Below are 15,540 nucleotides of genomic sequence, written 5' to 3'. Positions count from 1 at the left end.
CTGTCCCGGCCGGCGGGCACTACAACTAGGTTGCGGCTATTGGGTCAAGTGAGTAATCACACACTTCGATACAAGGGATCGACCTCTGCTGAGATAACTGAGAGTGTCGGGGAGCTAACTCATGACTACGGGGGCCATGGGTGTAGTGAGGATTCTGCCTGCCCCCGAACAGGAGGCGGCATGAAACGCACCTTCCTCTCGCCCGGCCGAATGCTGATGGCAGCCTTGGCGGCGTTCGCTCTTGTCCTCATGGGCCAGACCCAGGCTCAGGCTGACACGGGTTCCCGTGACCGGGGCGGGGTCCAGACGCGGGGAGACGTCAGCGTCCTGGGCGCCGATGACCTCTTCCTGGAGTACTACGAAGGAGGTTGGATCCTCGGAACGGGAGAGTTCAACGCCGATCCGGAAAACGGTGTCCCGGGCGACGCGATCAGGGCCTGCGACACGCACGCCGATGGTGCGGGCATCGATGTACAGATGGACATCAACCCCGGCAGCATCTGGATCACCGATCGGCTCGCCACGACCCGTGGCCACAACTCCCCGTACTGCAGCCCGTGGATGTCTGGAGACATCCCGGAAGGAACCGTGGTCGCGGTGAGGATCTGCAAGGCCAGCGTCGCCTGTAACGCTCCGCAGTACAGCTTCGCGTAAAGACCGCAGCCCAACGGGCGATGCGTGGGACGGGCGGTGACGGCTCGGGGGACTGGCTCCCGGGCCGTCATCGTGCTCGGGTCAGCCGGCAGGTTCGTCGTGGTGGAGGGTGGCCGGCAGTTCGCGGCGCAACTGCTGACGCACGTGCGGCACGCCCGCGACGGCGGCGGCAAAGAGTTCTCCAGCGAGCCGTACGACTTCGACAGGCCGGTGGCGGTCAGCCGGACAGGATCCGGTGGTGGGGCAGGTTGCCGGCCCGACGAGCTGCGTGTCAACTGATCGGGGTCTGGGCGACTACTCCCTGAGGACGGCGAGGATCTGCTCGCCGTACTTCGCGAGCTTGTTCTCGCCCACCCCGCTGATCCCGGACAGCTCGGTCAGCGAGGACGGCGAATCGCTGGCGATCTGCCGCAGCGTGGCGTCGTGGAAGATCACGTACGCGGGCACGCCCTGCTCCTTGGCGGTCGCCCCCCGCCAGGCCCGGAGCCGCTCGAAGACCGGCGCGGCCTCCGGCGACAGCTCGACCACGGTGGCTGCCCCGCCACGCCCTGCCTTCGCCACCCGTTCGGCCTTCGCCGGCCGTTCCGGCTCGCGGCGCATCATCACCGTGCGCCGCCGGCCGAGCACCTCGGCGCTCGCCTCGGTCAGCGCGAGGGTGCCGTAGTCGCCCTCCACCGCGAGCAGCCCCTCGGCGAGGAGTTGGCGCACCACGCCCCGCCACTCGGCCTCGCGCAGGTCGGTGCCGATGCCGAAGGTGGACAGGGCGTCGTGGCGGTACTGGGTGATCTTGTCGTTGCCGCGGCCGAGCAGGATGTCGATGCAGTGCCCCGCGCCGAAGCGCTGGTTGCGTTCCCGGTCCAGCCGGTAAACCGTGGAGAGCAGCTTCTGCGCGGCGACCGTGCCGTCCCAGGACTCCGGCGGGTGCAGGCAGGTGTCGCAGTTGCCGCAGGCCGCCGTGGCCGGCTGGCCGAAGTACTCCAGCAGTTGCCCGCGCCGGCAGCGGACCGTCTCGCAGAGGGCGAGCATCGCGTCCAGGTGGGCGGCGAGGTTACGCCGATGCGCGACGTCCCCCTCCGAGGTGTCGATCATCTTGCGCTGCTGGACCACGTCCTGGAGTCCGTACGCGAGCCAGGCGGTGGACGGCAGACCGTCCCGCCCGGCGCGGCCGGTCTCCTGGTAGTAGCCCTCCACCGACTTCGGCAGGTCCAGGTGGGCGACGAAGCGGACGTCCGGCTTGTCGATGCCCATGCCGAAGGCGATGGTCGCCACCATCACCAGGCCGTCCTCGCGCAGGAACCGCCGCTGGTGGGTGGCGCGGGTCGCCGCGTCCAGACCCGCGTGGTACGGCAGCGCGGCGATGCCGTTGGCCACCAGGAACTCGGCGGTCTTGTCGACCGAGGCCCGGGAGAGGCAGTAGACGATGCCGGCGTCGCCGGGGTGCTCGTCGCGGAGCAGGGCGAGCAGTTGCTTGCGGGGCTCCCGCTTCGGCACGATCCGGTACTGGATGTTCGGCCGGTCGAAGCTGGCGACGAAGTGCCGGGCGTCGGTCAGGTCGAGCCGGGTGGCGATCTCGGTCCGGGTCGCGGAGGTCGCGGTGGCGGTCAGCGCGATGCGCGGCACCCCCGGCCAGCGTTCGTGCAGCATCGACAGGGCCAGGTAGTCGGGGCGGAAGTCGTGGCCCCACTGCGCCACGCAGTGCGCCTCGTCGATGGCGAACAGGGCGATCCGGCCCCGGTCGAGCAGGTTCAGCGTGGCCCGGCTGCCCAACGCCTCCGGCGCCAGGTAGAGCAGGTCGATCTCGCCGGCCACGAACTCCGCCTCGACCAGCCGGCGGGTGTCCGGGTCGAGCGTGGAGTTGAGGAAGCCGGCCCGGACGCCGACCGCGCGCAGCGCGTCGACCTGGTCCTGCATCAGCGCGATCAGCGGCGAGACGACCACCGCCACCCCATCGCGCAGCAGTGCCGGGATCTGGTAGCAGAGCGACTTGCCGCCACCGGTGGGCATCAGCACCAGGGCGTCGCCGCCGCCGGTGACGTGCTCGACGACCTCCTGCTGGAAGCCCCGGAAGGAGTCGTAGCCGAAGACCCTCCGCAACACGTCCAACGGGGTTTCGGTACGCAGCGCGCCGGGGGAGTCCATCGGGGGATTGTACGAGCGCCGGGTGACGCCGGGCGTTCGCGCGTGGCGGCGTGTGTCGTACGCCCGGAGGCAGGCACGGGTCCGACCGGAGGGGGCGACGGCCGCCAGCTCAGCGGACCGTGATGTCGACGGTGTGGCGGGCGCTGGCGCGCACCTCGACGGCGGGGGCGGCGACCGGGGACGTGCCGTTGGCCGGCACGACGCTGACCTCGTACCGCCCCGGGGCGAGTTGCCACCGGAAGTAGCCGTCGTCGTCGCTGGTCACCACCAGTTCCGGCACCGGCACCGGGGGAGTGTCGAGCGAGCGTACCCGGACCGTCGCGTCGACGACCGGCGCGCCGGACGGGGTGCGGACACGCCCGGTGACCACTCCCCGGTTCCCTGGCGGAAGGTCGTCGTCCGCGTCGGAATCCGTGTCGTCGTCCGGCTTGTCCGGCCGGTCGCTCACCGGACGGTCCGGAGTGCCGGTGGCCGGGGGCGGGGCGTCCGCGGAATCGGTTCGTCCCTGGCATCCGGTGAGGAGCGCGCCGAGGACGACCACCGCCAGGCCGAGCGTGCCGAGACGTGTTCGCATGTTGACGACCGACCCCTTTCCGCGTTGTTTCCGACAGTCGGGCTTCCGTCCGTCGAATTGTTCCGGAAACCGAAGGGGGTGGATCCCGTAACTGCTGCCGCCCCGTCGGTCAACTTCTATCACGAATTCCGGGCGGGGATGGCCGGAACGCGGATCGAATGAGGCCTGACGCGACATGCGCCGAGCGGGCGGCACCCGTTCGGGTGCCGCCCGGGAACGGTGGATCAGGGCAGGGACGTCCAGTACTGCATGTTGGCGAAGGTCGACTCGGTGATGCGCTTGCCCGAGTTGGGGTTGCCGCCGTAGCCGTGGTACGCCATGACGCACTCGCCGCAGTCGGCGCGGTTGTAGTGGACCGGGCCGCCGCTGTTGCCGCCGACGGTGTCGTTGCGGTAGTAGACCTTCTCGGTGGTGGAGTTGACCACGGTGGCCTGGACGCCCTCGTCCAGGTCACCGCACCACTGCTCGAGCGGCTTGTCACCGGGGTAGCCGCAGGCCCGGGTGGGCAGGCCGTTCAGGCTGGCCGACTGCCAGAAGTACCCGAACCAGCCGACGGTGTCACCGAGCCGGCAGTTGAGCTTGACGGTGCCGTAGTCGAACTCGTGGTTGGCGTTGGTGGTCCAGCCGACGACCGAGTGCAGGCTCTTGGCGGTGCAGGAGCCGTACGGTGCGCCACCGGAGCCGTTGTAACCGGGGTAGACGACCACGTTGGTCGACCATGAACCGCCGGAGCCGCCGCTGTGCAGGCAGTGCCCGGCCGTGCCGACCACGTCCGGGCCGTAGAACCAGCCGGTGCAGCGACCACCCGAGAAGGTGATCAGCGCGACCGCCCGGTAGGGGAAGCCGGTGGTGGGGTTGACGCGGTACCGCTGGTCGGCACCGATGATCGAGTTGGTGCCGGGTGCGCCCTCGTCGATCGCGCGGTCGCGGGAGCGGGTCGGGGTGCCGGTGCCGGCGAAGCTCGGTGAACTGGTGGACGTGGCCGCGACGCCGGGGCCGGGAGCGGGGACGTTGACGCTGGCGGTGGGGCTGTCCGGGCTGACCCGGCTGGTGGCGGGCTCGGCCGAGGCCGGGACGCCTCCGGCGGCGAGCAGGGCTGCTGCCGTGGCGGTCGCCACGGCCAGCAGGCGGACCCGACGACGGACTGACAATCGCGTCATGGCTCTCCCTCACAGGGCGGGGATACGGGCAGGCATCACCCTAGCCAGGCAAATTGCCAATGCGCATGCCTCGATTTATTTATTTCGGTTATCCGTACATGGCTGGTTCCGGTCGCGGTGTCGTGGTATCGCTCGCGCACAGATTCGCGGAAATGGAGATGAGGTGACATGAGGGGGTTGCCCGAGTGAGTTCTTGGTCGGGAGGCAAGTCCGGAAAAGGGGGCTGGCGGGGTATAGGGGCGATTGTCATCCGCGCCATTCCCACGAATGGGGTCCCGAAATGGGCTCGGTCGGTTTCCATAAATGTTACATGGGGTTCACGGCGGGTGCCCGGTCCGTCATGGCAGAACCACCCGTACGTGCTGGCAGGGGTCGTCGGACCGGCCGGCCACCCGGTCGGCCGACCCGGCACGGCGACCGTGGCGCGCCGGACGGGCCGGTGAACGGGGTCGGGGGGCGACAGACCGGACGCGGGATAGAGTCGCTCCCTGACGTCGCGGTCGGTGGTGGCCGCAGGGCCACCGCCGGGGGGTAGCAGGTGAACGAGGCGCTGACGGGCCAGGCTCCGGTGGCGGAGGGTTCCACACCGGTGGAGCCGTACGCCGGGACACCGGGAGAGCCGTACACCGAGGGGGAGACGAGCCTGGTCGTGGTCACCGGGCTCTCCGGTGGTGGCCGGAGCACGGTGGCCCGGGCCCTGGAGAACGTCGGCTACTACGTGGTCGACAACCTGCCGCAGGCGCTCCTGCTCGACATGGCCGAGCTGGCGTCGAAGGCCGGCGGCGCGGCCCGGCGTACCGCGATGGTGTTGGACGTGCGCTCGCGCGCCTTCTCCACCGACCTGGCCGGCGCGATCCGGGAGCTGAAGGACCGGGGCTTCTCCCCGCGGGTGGTCTTCGTCGACGCCGACGACGAGGTGCTCATCCGGCGCTTCGAGAGCGTCCGCCGCTCGCACCCGTTGCAGGGCGACGGCCGGCTGGCCGACGGCATCGCGGTCGAGCGCAGCCTGCTGGAGGAGGCCCGGGACCAGGCCGACGTGATCATCGACACCAGCCACCTCAACGTCAACCAGCTCCGGCGGCGCATCGAGGAGCTCTTCGGCGAGGAGGACGCCCGGCGGCTGCGGGTGACCGTGCTCTCCTTCGGCTTCAAGTACGGCCTCCCGCCGGACGCCGACTTCGTGCTCGACGCCCGGTTCCTGCCGAACCCGTTCTGGGTGCCGGACCTGCGTGAGCAGACCGGCCGGGACGCGCCGGTCAGCGAGTACGTGCTCGGCCAGGAGGGTGCCGAGACGTTCGTGTCGTCCTACGCCGACCTGGTCAACGCCACCACCGCCGGCTTCGAGCGGGAGGGCAAGCGGTACCTGACCGTGGCGGTGGGCTGCACCGGGGGCAAGCACCGCAGCGTGGCGATCACCGAGGAACTGGCGGCGCGGCTGCGCCAGTCCGGTCTCGCCGCCAACGCCCAACACCGGGATCTGGGGCGCGAATGACGGCGACGAAGGTGGTGGCCTTCGGCGGTGGGCACGGCCTCTCCGCGTCGCTGCGCGCGTTGCGCCGGTGCGCTCCCGAACTCGACCTCGACATCACCGCCGTGGTGACCGTGGGTGACGACGGTGGTTCCAGCGGCCGGCTGCGCGCCGCCCGGGGGGGACTGCCTCCCGGCGACCTCCGCCAGGCGCTGGTCGCCCTGGCCGGGGACCATCCGGCCACCCGGCGCAGCGCGCGGCTGTTCCAGCACCGGTTCGCCCGTACCGGCGCCGACGCCGCGACCCCGACCGGCGTCGCGGTCGGTGTCGGCGTCCCCGCGACCGGCGGTACGTCCGCGACCGGCGACCCGGCGGTACGGCCCCCGGCCGGCGGGGCGTCGACCCCGGCCGCCCCGGGGCCCGCGTCGATCGGGAACGGGGACCGGCCCGACGGTGGGTGCGCGGACGGCCTGGACGGGCATGCGGTCGGCAACCTGGTGCTGTTCGGCCTGATGGAACTGCTCGGCGATCCGGTGGTCGCGTTGGAGCACGCCGGCACCATGCTCGGGACGGTCGGCCGGGTGCTGCCGATGTCCTGCGAGCCGGTCGGCATCGAGGCGCAGGTGCGCGGCGCGGACCCGACCCGACCGGACGAGGTCCGCACCGTGCGCGGACAGCACCAGGTGGCGGTCACCACCGGCCGGGTGGAGGCGCTGCGGCTCACCCCGGCCGCGCCGGTCGCCTGTCCGGAGGCGGTGGCGGCGATCGGGGACGCCGACTGGCTGATCTTCGGGCCGGGTAGCTGGTACACCAGCGTCCTGCCGCACCTGCTGGTGCCCGGCCTGGCCGCCGCGGTCGTCGCCAGCCCGGCCCGGCGGCTGGTCACCCTGAACCTCTCCGCCGAGAAGGAGACTCTCGGGCTCTCCGCCGCCGGTCACCTCGCCGCGCTGCGCCGCTACCTTCCGGAACTCACGGCCGACTGCGTGCTCGCCGACGACCGGGTGGTGAAGGATCCGGAGTCGCTGGCCCGTGCGGCAGAATCGCTGGGTGCCCGGCTCGTGCTCGCCCCGGTCGCCGTCGCAGACGGCACTGCCCGGCACGATCCGGCCGCCCTGGGCGCCGCCCTGGTGCCTGTCCTGGGCGCCGCTCGTTAAGCACCTACGTTAATCACCGGTCGTTAAGCACCTACGTAAGCACCGGCGGCACGCCGGAACCGGTCCGTGAGGGGACGCACAATGGCGATGACGGCTGCGGTCAAGGACGAGCTGAGTCGGGTCGACGTGCCCAAGCCCTGCTGCCGACGGGCGGAGATGACCGCCCTGCTGCGGTTCGCCGGTGGGCTGCACATCGTCTCCGGTCGGGTGGTGGTCGAGGCGGAGCTGGACACCGGGGCGGCTGCCCGACGCCTGCGCCGCGAGATCGCCGAGGTCTACGGCTACCCGAGTGAGATCCACGTACTCGCCTCCGGCGGCCTGCGCAAGGGCAGCCACTTCATCGTCCGGGTGGTCAAGGACGGCGAGTCGCTGGCCCGGCAGACCGGGCTGCTGGACGTCCGGGGCCGTCCGGTGCGCGGCCTGCCCCCGCACGTGGTCGCCGCCAACGTCTGCTGCGCCGTGTCGGCCTGGCGGGGCGCGTTCATGGCGCACGGCTCGCTGACCGAGCCGGGCCGGTCCAGCGCCCTGGAGATCACCTGCCCCGGCCCGGAGTCGGCCCTCGCCCTGGTCGGCGCGGCCCGCCGGATCGGGATCACCGCCAAGAACCGCGAGGTGCGCGGCGTGGACCGGGTGGTGGTCAAGGACGGCGACGCGATCGCCGCGCTGCTCACCCGGGTCGGTGCCCACTCCAGCGTGCTCGCGTGGGAGGAGCGCCGGGTGCGGCGCGAGGTCCGGGCCACGGCGAACCGGCTGGCGAACTTCGACGACGCCAACCTGCGCCGCTCGGCGCGGGCGGCGGTCGCCGCCGCCGCCCGGGTGACGCGGGCCCTGGAGATCCTCGCCGACGACGCCCCCGAGCACCTCACCTCCGCCGGCCGGCTGCGCCTGGAGCACCGGCAGGCCTCCCTGGAGGAACTCGGCGCGCTGGCCGACCCGCCGCTGACCAAGGACGCCATCGCCGGCCGGATCCGCCGGCTGCTCGCGCTCGCCGACAAGCGCGCCCGCGACCTCGGCATCCCCGATACCGAAGCGGCAGTCACGCCCGACATGCTCGTGGTCTGATAGGACGGTGGGCCGCTGGCGGCGTCCGGGTTCACGCCCCGGCGCAGCGAGCCGACGTGTGCTCGGATAGGGTCGCAGCGTACGGCAAGGGGGCCGGCAACCGGCTTCCCCAGCCGCACCCACCGCCTCGGCGGTCTGGTCCGTCGGACCGCGGCGGGGTGGCCGAGATGATCTGTCAACGGCCGGCTCCAAACGGCCGGCGCACATCAACTCGCCGGCCGCCTCTGGCGCCGGCGGACCAGAACGCGAGGAGATGGGACCTGTGACCATCCGGGTTGGCATCAACGGCTTCGGCCGCATCGGCCGCAACTTCTTCCGGGCAGTGCTGGCGTCCGGCGCGGACGTCGAGGTCGTCGCCGTGAACGACCTGACCGACAACGCCACGCTCGCCCACCTGCTCAAGTACGACAGCATCCTCGGTCGCCTCCCGCACGAGGTCAAGGCCACCGCCGACGAGATCACCGTCGGTGGCAAGACCATCAAGGCGTACGCCGAGCGCGACCCGGGCAAGCTGCCCTGGGGCGACCTGGGCGTGGACGTGGTCATCGAGTCCACCGGCTTCTTCACCGACGCCACCAAGGCCAAGGCCCACGTCGACGGCGGGGCCAAGAAGGTCATCATCTCCGCCCCGGCGAAGAACGAGGACGTCACCGTCGTGATGGGCGTCAACCAGGGCGACTACGACCCGGCCAAGCACACCATCATCTCGAACGCCTCCTGCACCACCAACTGTCTGGCCCCGATGGCGAAGGTCCTGCACGACACCTTCGGCATCCAGAAGGGCCTGATGACCACGATCCACGCGTACACCCAGGACCAGAACCTCCAGGACGCGCCGCACTCGGACCTGCGCCGGGCCCGCGCCGCCGCGCTGAACATCGTGCCGACCTCCACCGGCGCCGCGAAGGCGATCGGCCTGGTCCTGCCGGAGCTCAAGGGCAAGCTGGACGGCTACGCGCTGCGCGTGCCGATCCCGACCGGCTCCGCCACCGACCTGACCGTCGAGGTCGGCCGGGAGACCACCGTCGACGAGGTCAACGCCGCCATCAAGGCCGCCGCCGAGGGCCCGCTCAAGGGCGTCCTGGTCTACAACGAGGACCCGATCGTGTCGGCCGACATCGTCACCGACCCGGCCTCCTGCATCTTCGACGCGCCGCTGACCAAGGTCATCGGCAACCAGGTCAAGGTCGTCGGCTGGTACGACAACGAGTGGGGCTACTCGAACCGCCTGGTCGACCTGGTCAAGCTGGTGGGTTCGTCGCTGTGACCATCCGTACCCTCGACGACCTGCTCGCCGAGGGGGTCTCAGGTCGGCGCGTGCTGGTGCGCGCCGACCTGAACGTGCCCCTCGACAAGCAGACCGGCCAGATCACTGACGACGGCCGCATCCGCGCGGTGCTGCCGACGCTGGGCGCTCTGGTGCAGGGCGGCGCGAAGGTGGTCGTCTGCTCGCACCTGGGCCGTCCGAAGGGCGCCCCGGACCCGCAGTACAGCCTCCGCCCGGTCGCCGGGCGGCTCGGCGAGCTGCTCGGCGCGCCGGTGCACTTCGCCACCGACACCGTCGGCGACTCGGCCCGCTCCACCGTGGAGGCGCTGGCCGACGGCCAGGTCGCGCTGCTGGAGAACCTCCGTTTCAACAAGGGGGAGACCAGCAAGGACGACGCCGAGCGGGGTGCCTTCGCCGACCAGCTCGCCGGCTTCGGCGAGGCGTACGTGGACGACGCGTTCGGCGCGGTGCACCGTAGGCACGCCAGCGTGTACGACGTCCCGGCCCGGCTGCCGCATGTGGCCGGCCGCCTCGTGCTCCGTGAGGTCGAGGTGCTCGGCCGGCTCACCGGCGAGCCGGAGCGCCCGTACGTGGTGATCCTCGGTGGCTCCAAGGTCTCCGACAAGCTCGCGGTGATCGAGGCGCTGCTGCCGAAGGTCGACCGGCTGCTCATCGGCGGCGGGATGTGCTTCACCTTCCTCAAGGCCCAGGGCCACGAGGTGGGCACCTCGCTGCTGGAGGAGGAGATGGTCGAGACCTGCCGCAACCTGCTGGAGCGGTCCGAGGGCAAGATCATGCTCCCGGTCGACGTGGTGGCGGCGGACGCCTTCGCCCCGGACGCGGCGCACGACACCGTCCGCGCCGACGGCATTCCGAGCCACCGGCTCGGGCTGGACATCGGCCCGGAGACGGTGGCCGGCTTCGCCGCCGCGCTCTCCGGCGCGAAGACGGTCTTCTGGAACGGGCCGATGGGCGTGTTCGAGATGCCGGCGTTCGCGAACGGCACCCGGGGGGTCGCCGAGGCGATCACCAAGACCGACGCGTTCACCGTCGTCGGCGGCGGCGACTCCGCCGCCGCGGTGCGGGCGCTCGGGCTCGACGAGTCCTCGTTCGGGCACATCTCCACCGGCGGGGGCGCCTCGCTGGAATACCTCGAGGGCAAGACCCTCCCCGGCATCGCGGCGCTGGAGGACTGATGGCAGCGGTCACCCGCCGGCCCCTGATGGCCGGCAACTGGAAGATGAACCTGAACCACTTCGAGGCCAACCTCCTGCTCCAGAAGCTGGCGGCCAGCCTCACCGAGAAGCAGCTCACCGACGTCGAGTGCGTCGTGCTGCCGCCCTTCACCGACCTGCGGACGGTGCAGACCGCGGTCGACGGCGACAAGCTGCTCATCGGCTACGGCGCCCAGGACCTCTCCGCGCACCAGTCGGGGGCGTACACCGGGGAGATCTCCGGGGCGATGCTGGCGAAGCTCGGCTGCTCGTACGTGGCGGTCGGGCACTCGGAGCGGCGCGCGTACCACCACGAGGACGACGCGCTGGTCAACGCCAAGGTCACTGCTGCGCTCGGCAACGGGCTCACCCCGATCCTCTGCGTGGGCGAGGGGCTGGACGTGCGGGACGAGCAGCGGCACGTCGCGCACTGCCAGGACCAGCTCACCGCCGGCCTGAAGGGGCTCAGCGCCGAGCAGGTCACCAAGGTCGTCATCGCGTACGAGCCGGTCTGGGCGATCGGCACCGGCAAGACCGCGACGCCGGACGACGCCCAGGAGGTGTGCGGTGCGGTGCGGGAGCGCCTCGCCGAGCTGTACGACCAGGCGACCGCGGACCAGGTCCGGGTCCTCTACGGCGGGTCGGTCAAGGCGTCGAACGTCGCCGCGATCATGGCCAAGCCGGACGTGGACGGCGCACTCGTCGGCGGCGCCAGCCTCGACGCCGAGGAATTCGCGCAGATCTGCCGCTTCCCGGAGCACATCACCCGCTGATCGCTCGCTATCCTTGACTCCGCCCGTCCGTCGGTCGGTGCCGCACGCCCGACACGCGGGGCGAGGATCGCAATGAGAGGACTGACCCCAGCCATGCCGACTTGGTTCGCATACACGTTGATCGGGTTGCTGACGATCACGAGCATCCTGCTCACCATGCTGATCCTGCTGCACCGGGGCAAGGGCGGCGGGATGTCGAGCATGTTCGGCGGCGGGGTCAGCTCCAGCCTCGCCGGCTCGTCCGTGGCCGAGAAGAACCTCGACCGCTACACCGTCCTGGTGGGCATCGTCTGGTTCGCCTGCATCATCGGCCTCGGGCTCTGGCTCAAGCTGGCGGTTCCCGCCTGAGGCGGACACTCCCGTCGTCACCGCCCGCGCGCGGCCCGTCCCCCGGGCCGCGCGCGGTTCTTTTTCGCCCCGTCGCCGGTTGCGCCTCCCGTGCGTCAGGTGGTTGCTACCCTGCCGGGCGCCGGGCGGCTGCAAGGGCACCTTGCAGGGCAAAAAGCGGTAGCAAGGGTCCCCTGCAACCACCTGGGCGGGTCAGCGGGCGGGCAGTGCGGTGGGGCGGCGCAACGTGGAACGGCGTAGCGGAGTGGGGGTTCAGCGGAGGCTACGGAAGCGGGGGCGCACGTCCGCCGCCGCAGCCCGGTCGAGCAGCCAGAGGGTACGGCTGACGCCCGCCACCCCGGCGGCCGGCAACTGCACCGGCCCCGCGCCGTCGAGCGCCATGTGGACCGGCGCCGCCTTGTCCGCGCCGCTGGCGATCAGCCACACCTCCTCGGCGGTGTTGATCGCGGGCAGGGTCAGCGTGGTGCGTACCGGCGGCGGTTTCGGGCTGCCCCGCACCGCGCTGACCGGGCGGCTCTCGTAGTGCACCGGATGTTCGGGAAACACCGACGCGACGTGCCCGTCCTCGCCGACGCCGAGGAGCAGCACGTCGAAGTGGGGCAGGGTGGCGTGCCCGGGGCGGGCCGAGGCGGCGAGTTCCTCGGCGTACCGGGCCGCCGCCGCCTCCGGGTCCGCCCCGACCGGGCCGTCCGAGGCCGGCATCGGGTGGATCCGGGCCGGGTCGAGGGGGAGCTGGTCCAGCAGGGCGGTTCGGGCCTGGGTCTCGTTGCGCTCCGGGTCCCCGGCGGGGAGGAACCGTTCGTCGCCCCACCAGACGTCCACCCGTGACCAGTCGACCGCGTCCCGGGCCGGCAGGGCCACCACCGCCCGGTAGACGGCGGCGGCGATCCGCCCCCCGGTCAGCACCACCGACGCCTGGCCCCGGTCGGCCTGCGCGTCGAGCAGCCGCACCACGAGCCGGGCCGCGACCGCCTGCGCCAGCAGGTCGGCGTCGGCGTGTACGGCGACACTCGCCTCACTCATCTCGTGCCTTCTCGTCGACCGCCGGGCGTCCCGCCCGGCGGTACCTGGTCGTCGCCCGGGCGGCCCCGCCCGCGTACGTGTGGTTCCCGGCCGGCCCGCCGGTCACCGGGTTCGGTGACCGGCGGACCGGCCGGGCGGTCAGGAAGCGTCGTTCGTCGAGGCGTGCGCGGTGACGCCCGCCTCGGCACGGCGCGCGGTGGCCGGATCCTTCCAGACGTGCACCCGCTGGGCGGGACGGTCGTCCAGGCCGGAGATCCCCGCCGCCGCCCCGAGGGCCTCGGCGTAGATCTGGTCGGCGTCCAGCCGGCGCAGCTCCTCGGCCAGCTCGTCGCCGAGGGGCCGCCGCACCAGCGGCAGGCTCCGGTCGGCCTGACCGGTACGCCGGAACGTCGCCGTGCTGTCCTCCCGGGTCAGGGTCAGCTCGTCGCCGTTGGCGCAGCGCAACCGCACCTCACGCATCCGGGGCTGCCCGTCGACGTGCTCCCAGCGCGGTTCGATGCCGAGCCGGCTGCCCAGCCAGCCGCACATCAGCGCCGCCGTCGGGTCGGTCCGGGGGGCCAGCACGGTCGCCTCGACGACCTCCGCCTGGGTGGTGTCGAAGGCCCCCGCGACCAGGGTGCGCCACGGGGTGATCCGGCTCCAGGCCAGGTCGGTGTCGCCCGGGGCGTAGTCCCGGGCCCGCTGGCGCAGCGCCTCGATCGGGTCGGCGGCCTGGGCGGCGTCGGTGATCCGCCGGTCGGCGACCACCCCGAGGAAGTCGGTGGCGATCTCCTGCGGCGGCTCGTCGTGCCACCAGGTCACCACCGGCACGTCCGGCACCAGCAGGGGCATCACCACCGACTCGGCGTGCAGCGCGAGCCGGCCGTACATCCGGGTGACGACCGCCTCGCACGGGCCGAGCCGACCGCCCACGACGATCTCCGCGTCCAGCCGGTTGTGGTCCCGTTCCACGTCCGAGCGCACCACGACCAGCAACCGGCACGGGTGCGCGGCGGCGGCGATGGTGGCCGCCGCCTCCGCCTCGCGGACCCGCTTCTCGTCGACCACCACGATCAGCGTGAGGGCCATGCCGCTGGCCACCCCGCCCGCGCTGCGCCGTTCGGCGGCGAGCGCCTTGACCACCTCGTTGCCGGTGGTGTCCCACAGCCCGATCATGCTCGTCTCCAGGCCCGGCCCTCGCGGGCCAGCATCTCGTCGGCCGACCGGGGACCCCACTCGCCGGCCCGGTACGGCTCCGGCTTGCTGCCCGCCCAGGCCCGTTCCAGCGGGTCCACCACCTGCCAGCTCTGCTCCACCTCGGCGGCGTCCGGGAAGAGGGTGCGGTCGCCGATCAGCACGTCCAGCACCAGCCGCTCGTACGCCTCCGGGCTGGCCTCGGTGAACGCCTCGCCGTACTGGAAGTCCATGGCGATGTCCCGGACCTCCATGGTGGTGCCCGGCACCTTGGAGCCGAACTTCAACACCACGCCCTCGTCCGGTTGAACCCGGATGACGAGCTGGTTGTTGCCGAGCATCTCGATGTCGGCGTCGTTGAACGGCAGGTGCGGGGCCCGCTTGAACATGATGGCGACCTCGGTCACCCGGCGGGGGAGCCGCTTGCCGGCGCGGATGTAGAACGGCACCTCCGCCCAGCGGCGGTTCTGGATGCCGAGCCGGACCGCGACGTACGTCTCGGTGGTGGAGTCCGCCGGGACGCCCTCCTCGTCCAGGTAGCCGACCGCCCGCTGCCCACCGACCCAGCCGGGTAGGTACTGGCCGCGGACGGTGCCCTCGGAGATGTCCTCCGGCAGGGTGATCGCCCGGAGCACCTTCAGCTTCTCGGCCCGGATCTCGTCGGCGCCGAAGCTCGTCGGCTCCTCCATCGCCACCAGGGCCAGCAGTTGCAGCAGGTGGTTCTGGACCACGTCACGGGCCGCGCCGGCGGAGTCGTAGAAGCCCGCCCGGCTGCCGATGCCGACGTCCTCGGCCATGGTGATCTGCACCGAGTCGACGTAGTGGGAGTTCCACAGCGGCTCGAACAGGTTGTTCGCGAACCGCAGGGCGAGGATGTTCTGGACCGTCTCCTTGCCCAGGTAGTGGTCGATCCGGAAGACGTCCTGGCTGGTGAAGACGTCGTCGACCAGGTCGTTGAGTTCCTTCGCCGAGGGCAGGTCGTGCCCGAACGGCTTCTCGACCACGACCCGTCGCCAGCCGCCGGACTTGGCGTTGTCGGCCATCCCGGTGCGGGCGAGCTGCTTGAGCACCACCGGGAACGCCGCCGGGGGGATGGAGAAGTAGAAGGCGGCGTTGCCGGTGATGCCGTGGGTGGCGCGCAGCTCGTCGAGGGTGGTCGCAAGGTGGTCGAACGCGGCGTCGTCGTCGAACGACCCGCCGACGAACTTGATGTTGCCGGCCAGCCGCGCCCACACCTCCTCCCGCCACGGGGTGCGCGCGTGCTTCTTGGCCGCCTCGTGGGCCAGTGACTCGAAGTCCCCGTCGCCCCAGTCCCGGCGGGCGAAGCCGAGGACCACGAAGCCCGGGGGCAGCAGCCCCCGGTTGGCCAGGTCGTAGACCGCGGGCAGCAGTTTCTTGCGGGCCAGGTCCCCGGTGACGCCGAAGATCACCAAAGCGCAGGGCTCCGGGATCCTCGGCAGCCGCCGGTCCTGCGGGTCGCGCAGCGGGTTCACGCCGCCTCCTCGGTCCGCCGGATCCGTACCGGTCATCG

General features: G+C 71.9%; 15 protein-coding genes. 9 read left to right on the top strand and 6 right to left on the bottom strand.

Features of this window, described 5'->3' with window-relative positions; translation table 11 throughout:
* Positions 1-180 precede the first annotated feature (180 nt).
* Complete coding sequence (locus ACIBJE_RS16310) at positions 181-654, top strand: hypothetical protein (RefSeq protein ID WP_396748852.1); 474 nt, start codon at positions 181-183, stop codon at positions 652-654.
* A 36-nt stretch (positions 655-690) separates the two neighbouring features.
* A complete protein-coding gene (locus ACIBJE_RS16305; RefSeq protein WP_396748850.1) occupies positions 691-933 on the top strand; it encodes a hypothetical protein in 243 nt (80 codons plus the stop codon).
* Positions 934-948: 15 nt separating this feature from the next.
* Here ACIBJE_RS16305 and recQ read toward each other — a convergent pair whose 3' ends face one another.
* The 3 genes from recQ to ACIBJE_RS16290 all read right to left on the bottom strand — a co-directional run bounded on the left by recQ (position 949) and on the right by ACIBJE_RS16290 (position 4,527).
* Positions 949-2,793: a DNA helicase RecQ gene (gene recQ / locus ACIBJE_RS16300; protein ID WP_396748849.1), complete on the bottom strand. Its 1,845-nt coding sequence runs from the start codon at positions 2,791-2,793 to the stop codon at positions 949-951.
* Between the two features lie 109 nt (positions 2,794-2,902).
* Positions 2,903-3,367 carry a carboxypeptidase-like regulatory domain-containing protein gene (locus ACIBJE_RS16295; protein WP_396748846.1) on the bottom strand — a complete coding sequence of 155 codons (465 nt, stop codon included), beginning with the start codon at positions 3,365-3,367 and terminating at the stop codon, positions 2,903-2,905.
* Positions 3,368-3,591: 224 nt separating this feature from the next.
* The gene (locus ACIBJE_RS16290; RefSeq protein WP_396748844.1) at positions 3,592-4,527 is read right to left on the bottom strand and encodes a trypsin-like serine peptidase; all 936 of its coding nucleotides are present in this window, start codon (positions 4,525-4,527) and stop codon (positions 3,592-3,594) included.
* 589 nt (positions 4,528-5,116) lie between these two features.
* Here ACIBJE_RS16290 and rapZ point away from each other — a divergent pair.
* The 7 genes from rapZ (at position 5,117) to secG (ending at position 11,813) form a co-directional block, all read left to right on the top strand.
* Entirely contained in the window at positions 5,117-6,019 is a 903-nt protein-coding gene (gene rapZ / locus ACIBJE_RS16285; RefSeq protein ID WP_396749250.1) for an RNase adapter RapZ, read from the top strand.
* A complete protein-coding gene (locus ACIBJE_RS16280) occupies positions 6,016-7,149 on the top strand; it encodes a 2-phospho-L-lactate transferase CofD family protein (protein ID WP_396748842.1) in 1,134 nt (377 codons plus the stop codon). The genes rapZ and ACIBJE_RS16280 overlap by 4 nt, the downstream gene beginning before the upstream one ends.
* Before the next feature lie 81 nt (positions 7,150-7,230).
* On the top strand, positions 7,231-8,211 hold the full coding sequence (gene whiA / locus ACIBJE_RS16275; RefSeq protein ID WP_396748839.1) for a DNA-binding protein WhiA: 981 nt from the start codon (positions 7,231-7,233) through the stop codon (positions 8,209-8,211).
* Between the two features lie 262 nt (positions 8,212-8,473).
* Positions 8,474-9,478, top strand: coding sequence for a type I glyceraldehyde-3-phosphate dehydrogenase (gap, locus tag ACIBJE_RS16270; RefSeq protein ID WP_396748837.1), 1,005 nt, complete (start codon positions 8,474-8,476; stop codon positions 9,476-9,478).
* Positions 9,475-10,674 (top strand): phosphoglycerate kinase, encoded by a 1,200-nt coding sequence (locus ACIBJE_RS16265; RefSeq protein WP_396748834.1) that lies wholly within the window; start codon positions 9,475-9,477, stop codon positions 10,672-10,674. The genes gap and ACIBJE_RS16265 overlap by 4 nt, the downstream gene beginning before the upstream one ends.
* On the top strand, positions 10,674-11,465 hold the full coding sequence (tpiA, locus tag ACIBJE_RS16260) for a triose-phosphate isomerase (protein WP_396748832.1): 792 nt from the start codon (positions 10,674-10,676) through the stop codon (positions 11,463-11,465). The genes ACIBJE_RS16265 and tpiA overlap by 1 nt, the downstream gene beginning before the upstream one ends.
* Positions 11,466-11,558: 93 nt before the next feature.
* Positions 11,559-11,813, top strand: a complete 255-nt coding sequence (gene secG, locus ACIBJE_RS16255; RefSeq protein ID WP_396748830.1) for a preprotein translocase subunit SecG — start codon at positions 11,559-11,561, stop codon at positions 11,811-11,813.
* A gap of 252 nt (positions 11,814-12,065) precedes the next feature.
* Here the strand turns inward: secG and pgl are convergent, their stop codons facing one another.
* The 3 genes from pgl to zwf form a co-directional block, all read right to left on the bottom strand.
* The gene (pgl, locus tag ACIBJE_RS16250) at positions 12,066-12,836 is read right to left on the bottom strand and encodes a 6-phosphogluconolactonase (RefSeq protein WP_396748828.1); all 771 of its coding nucleotides are present in this window, start codon (positions 12,834-12,836) and stop codon (positions 12,066-12,068) included.
* A 138-nt stretch (positions 12,837-12,974) separates the two neighbouring features.
* A complete protein-coding gene (locus ACIBJE_RS16245; RefSeq protein ID WP_396748825.1) occupies positions 12,975-13,991 on the bottom strand; it encodes a glucose-6-phosphate dehydrogenase assembly protein OpcA in 1,017 nt (338 codons plus the stop codon).
* Positions 13,988-15,538, bottom strand: a complete 1,551-nt coding sequence (gene zwf / locus ACIBJE_RS16240) for a glucose-6-phosphate dehydrogenase (protein WP_396748823.1) — start codon at positions 15,536-15,538, stop codon at positions 13,988-13,990. Before zwf ends, ACIBJE_RS16245 begins: the two co-directional genes overlap by 4 nt.
* Positions 15,539-15,540 lie beyond the last annotated feature (2 nt).

Origin of the sequence: Micromonospora sp. NPDC050187 (genome assembly GCF_044459745.1) — a bacterium.
Lineage (GTDB): Bacteria > Actinomycetota > Actinomycetes > Mycobacteriales > Micromonosporaceae > Micromonospora.
The sequence above is the reverse complement of the archived record's forward strand: the minus strand, read 5'-3'. Positions and strand labels throughout refer to the sequence as shown.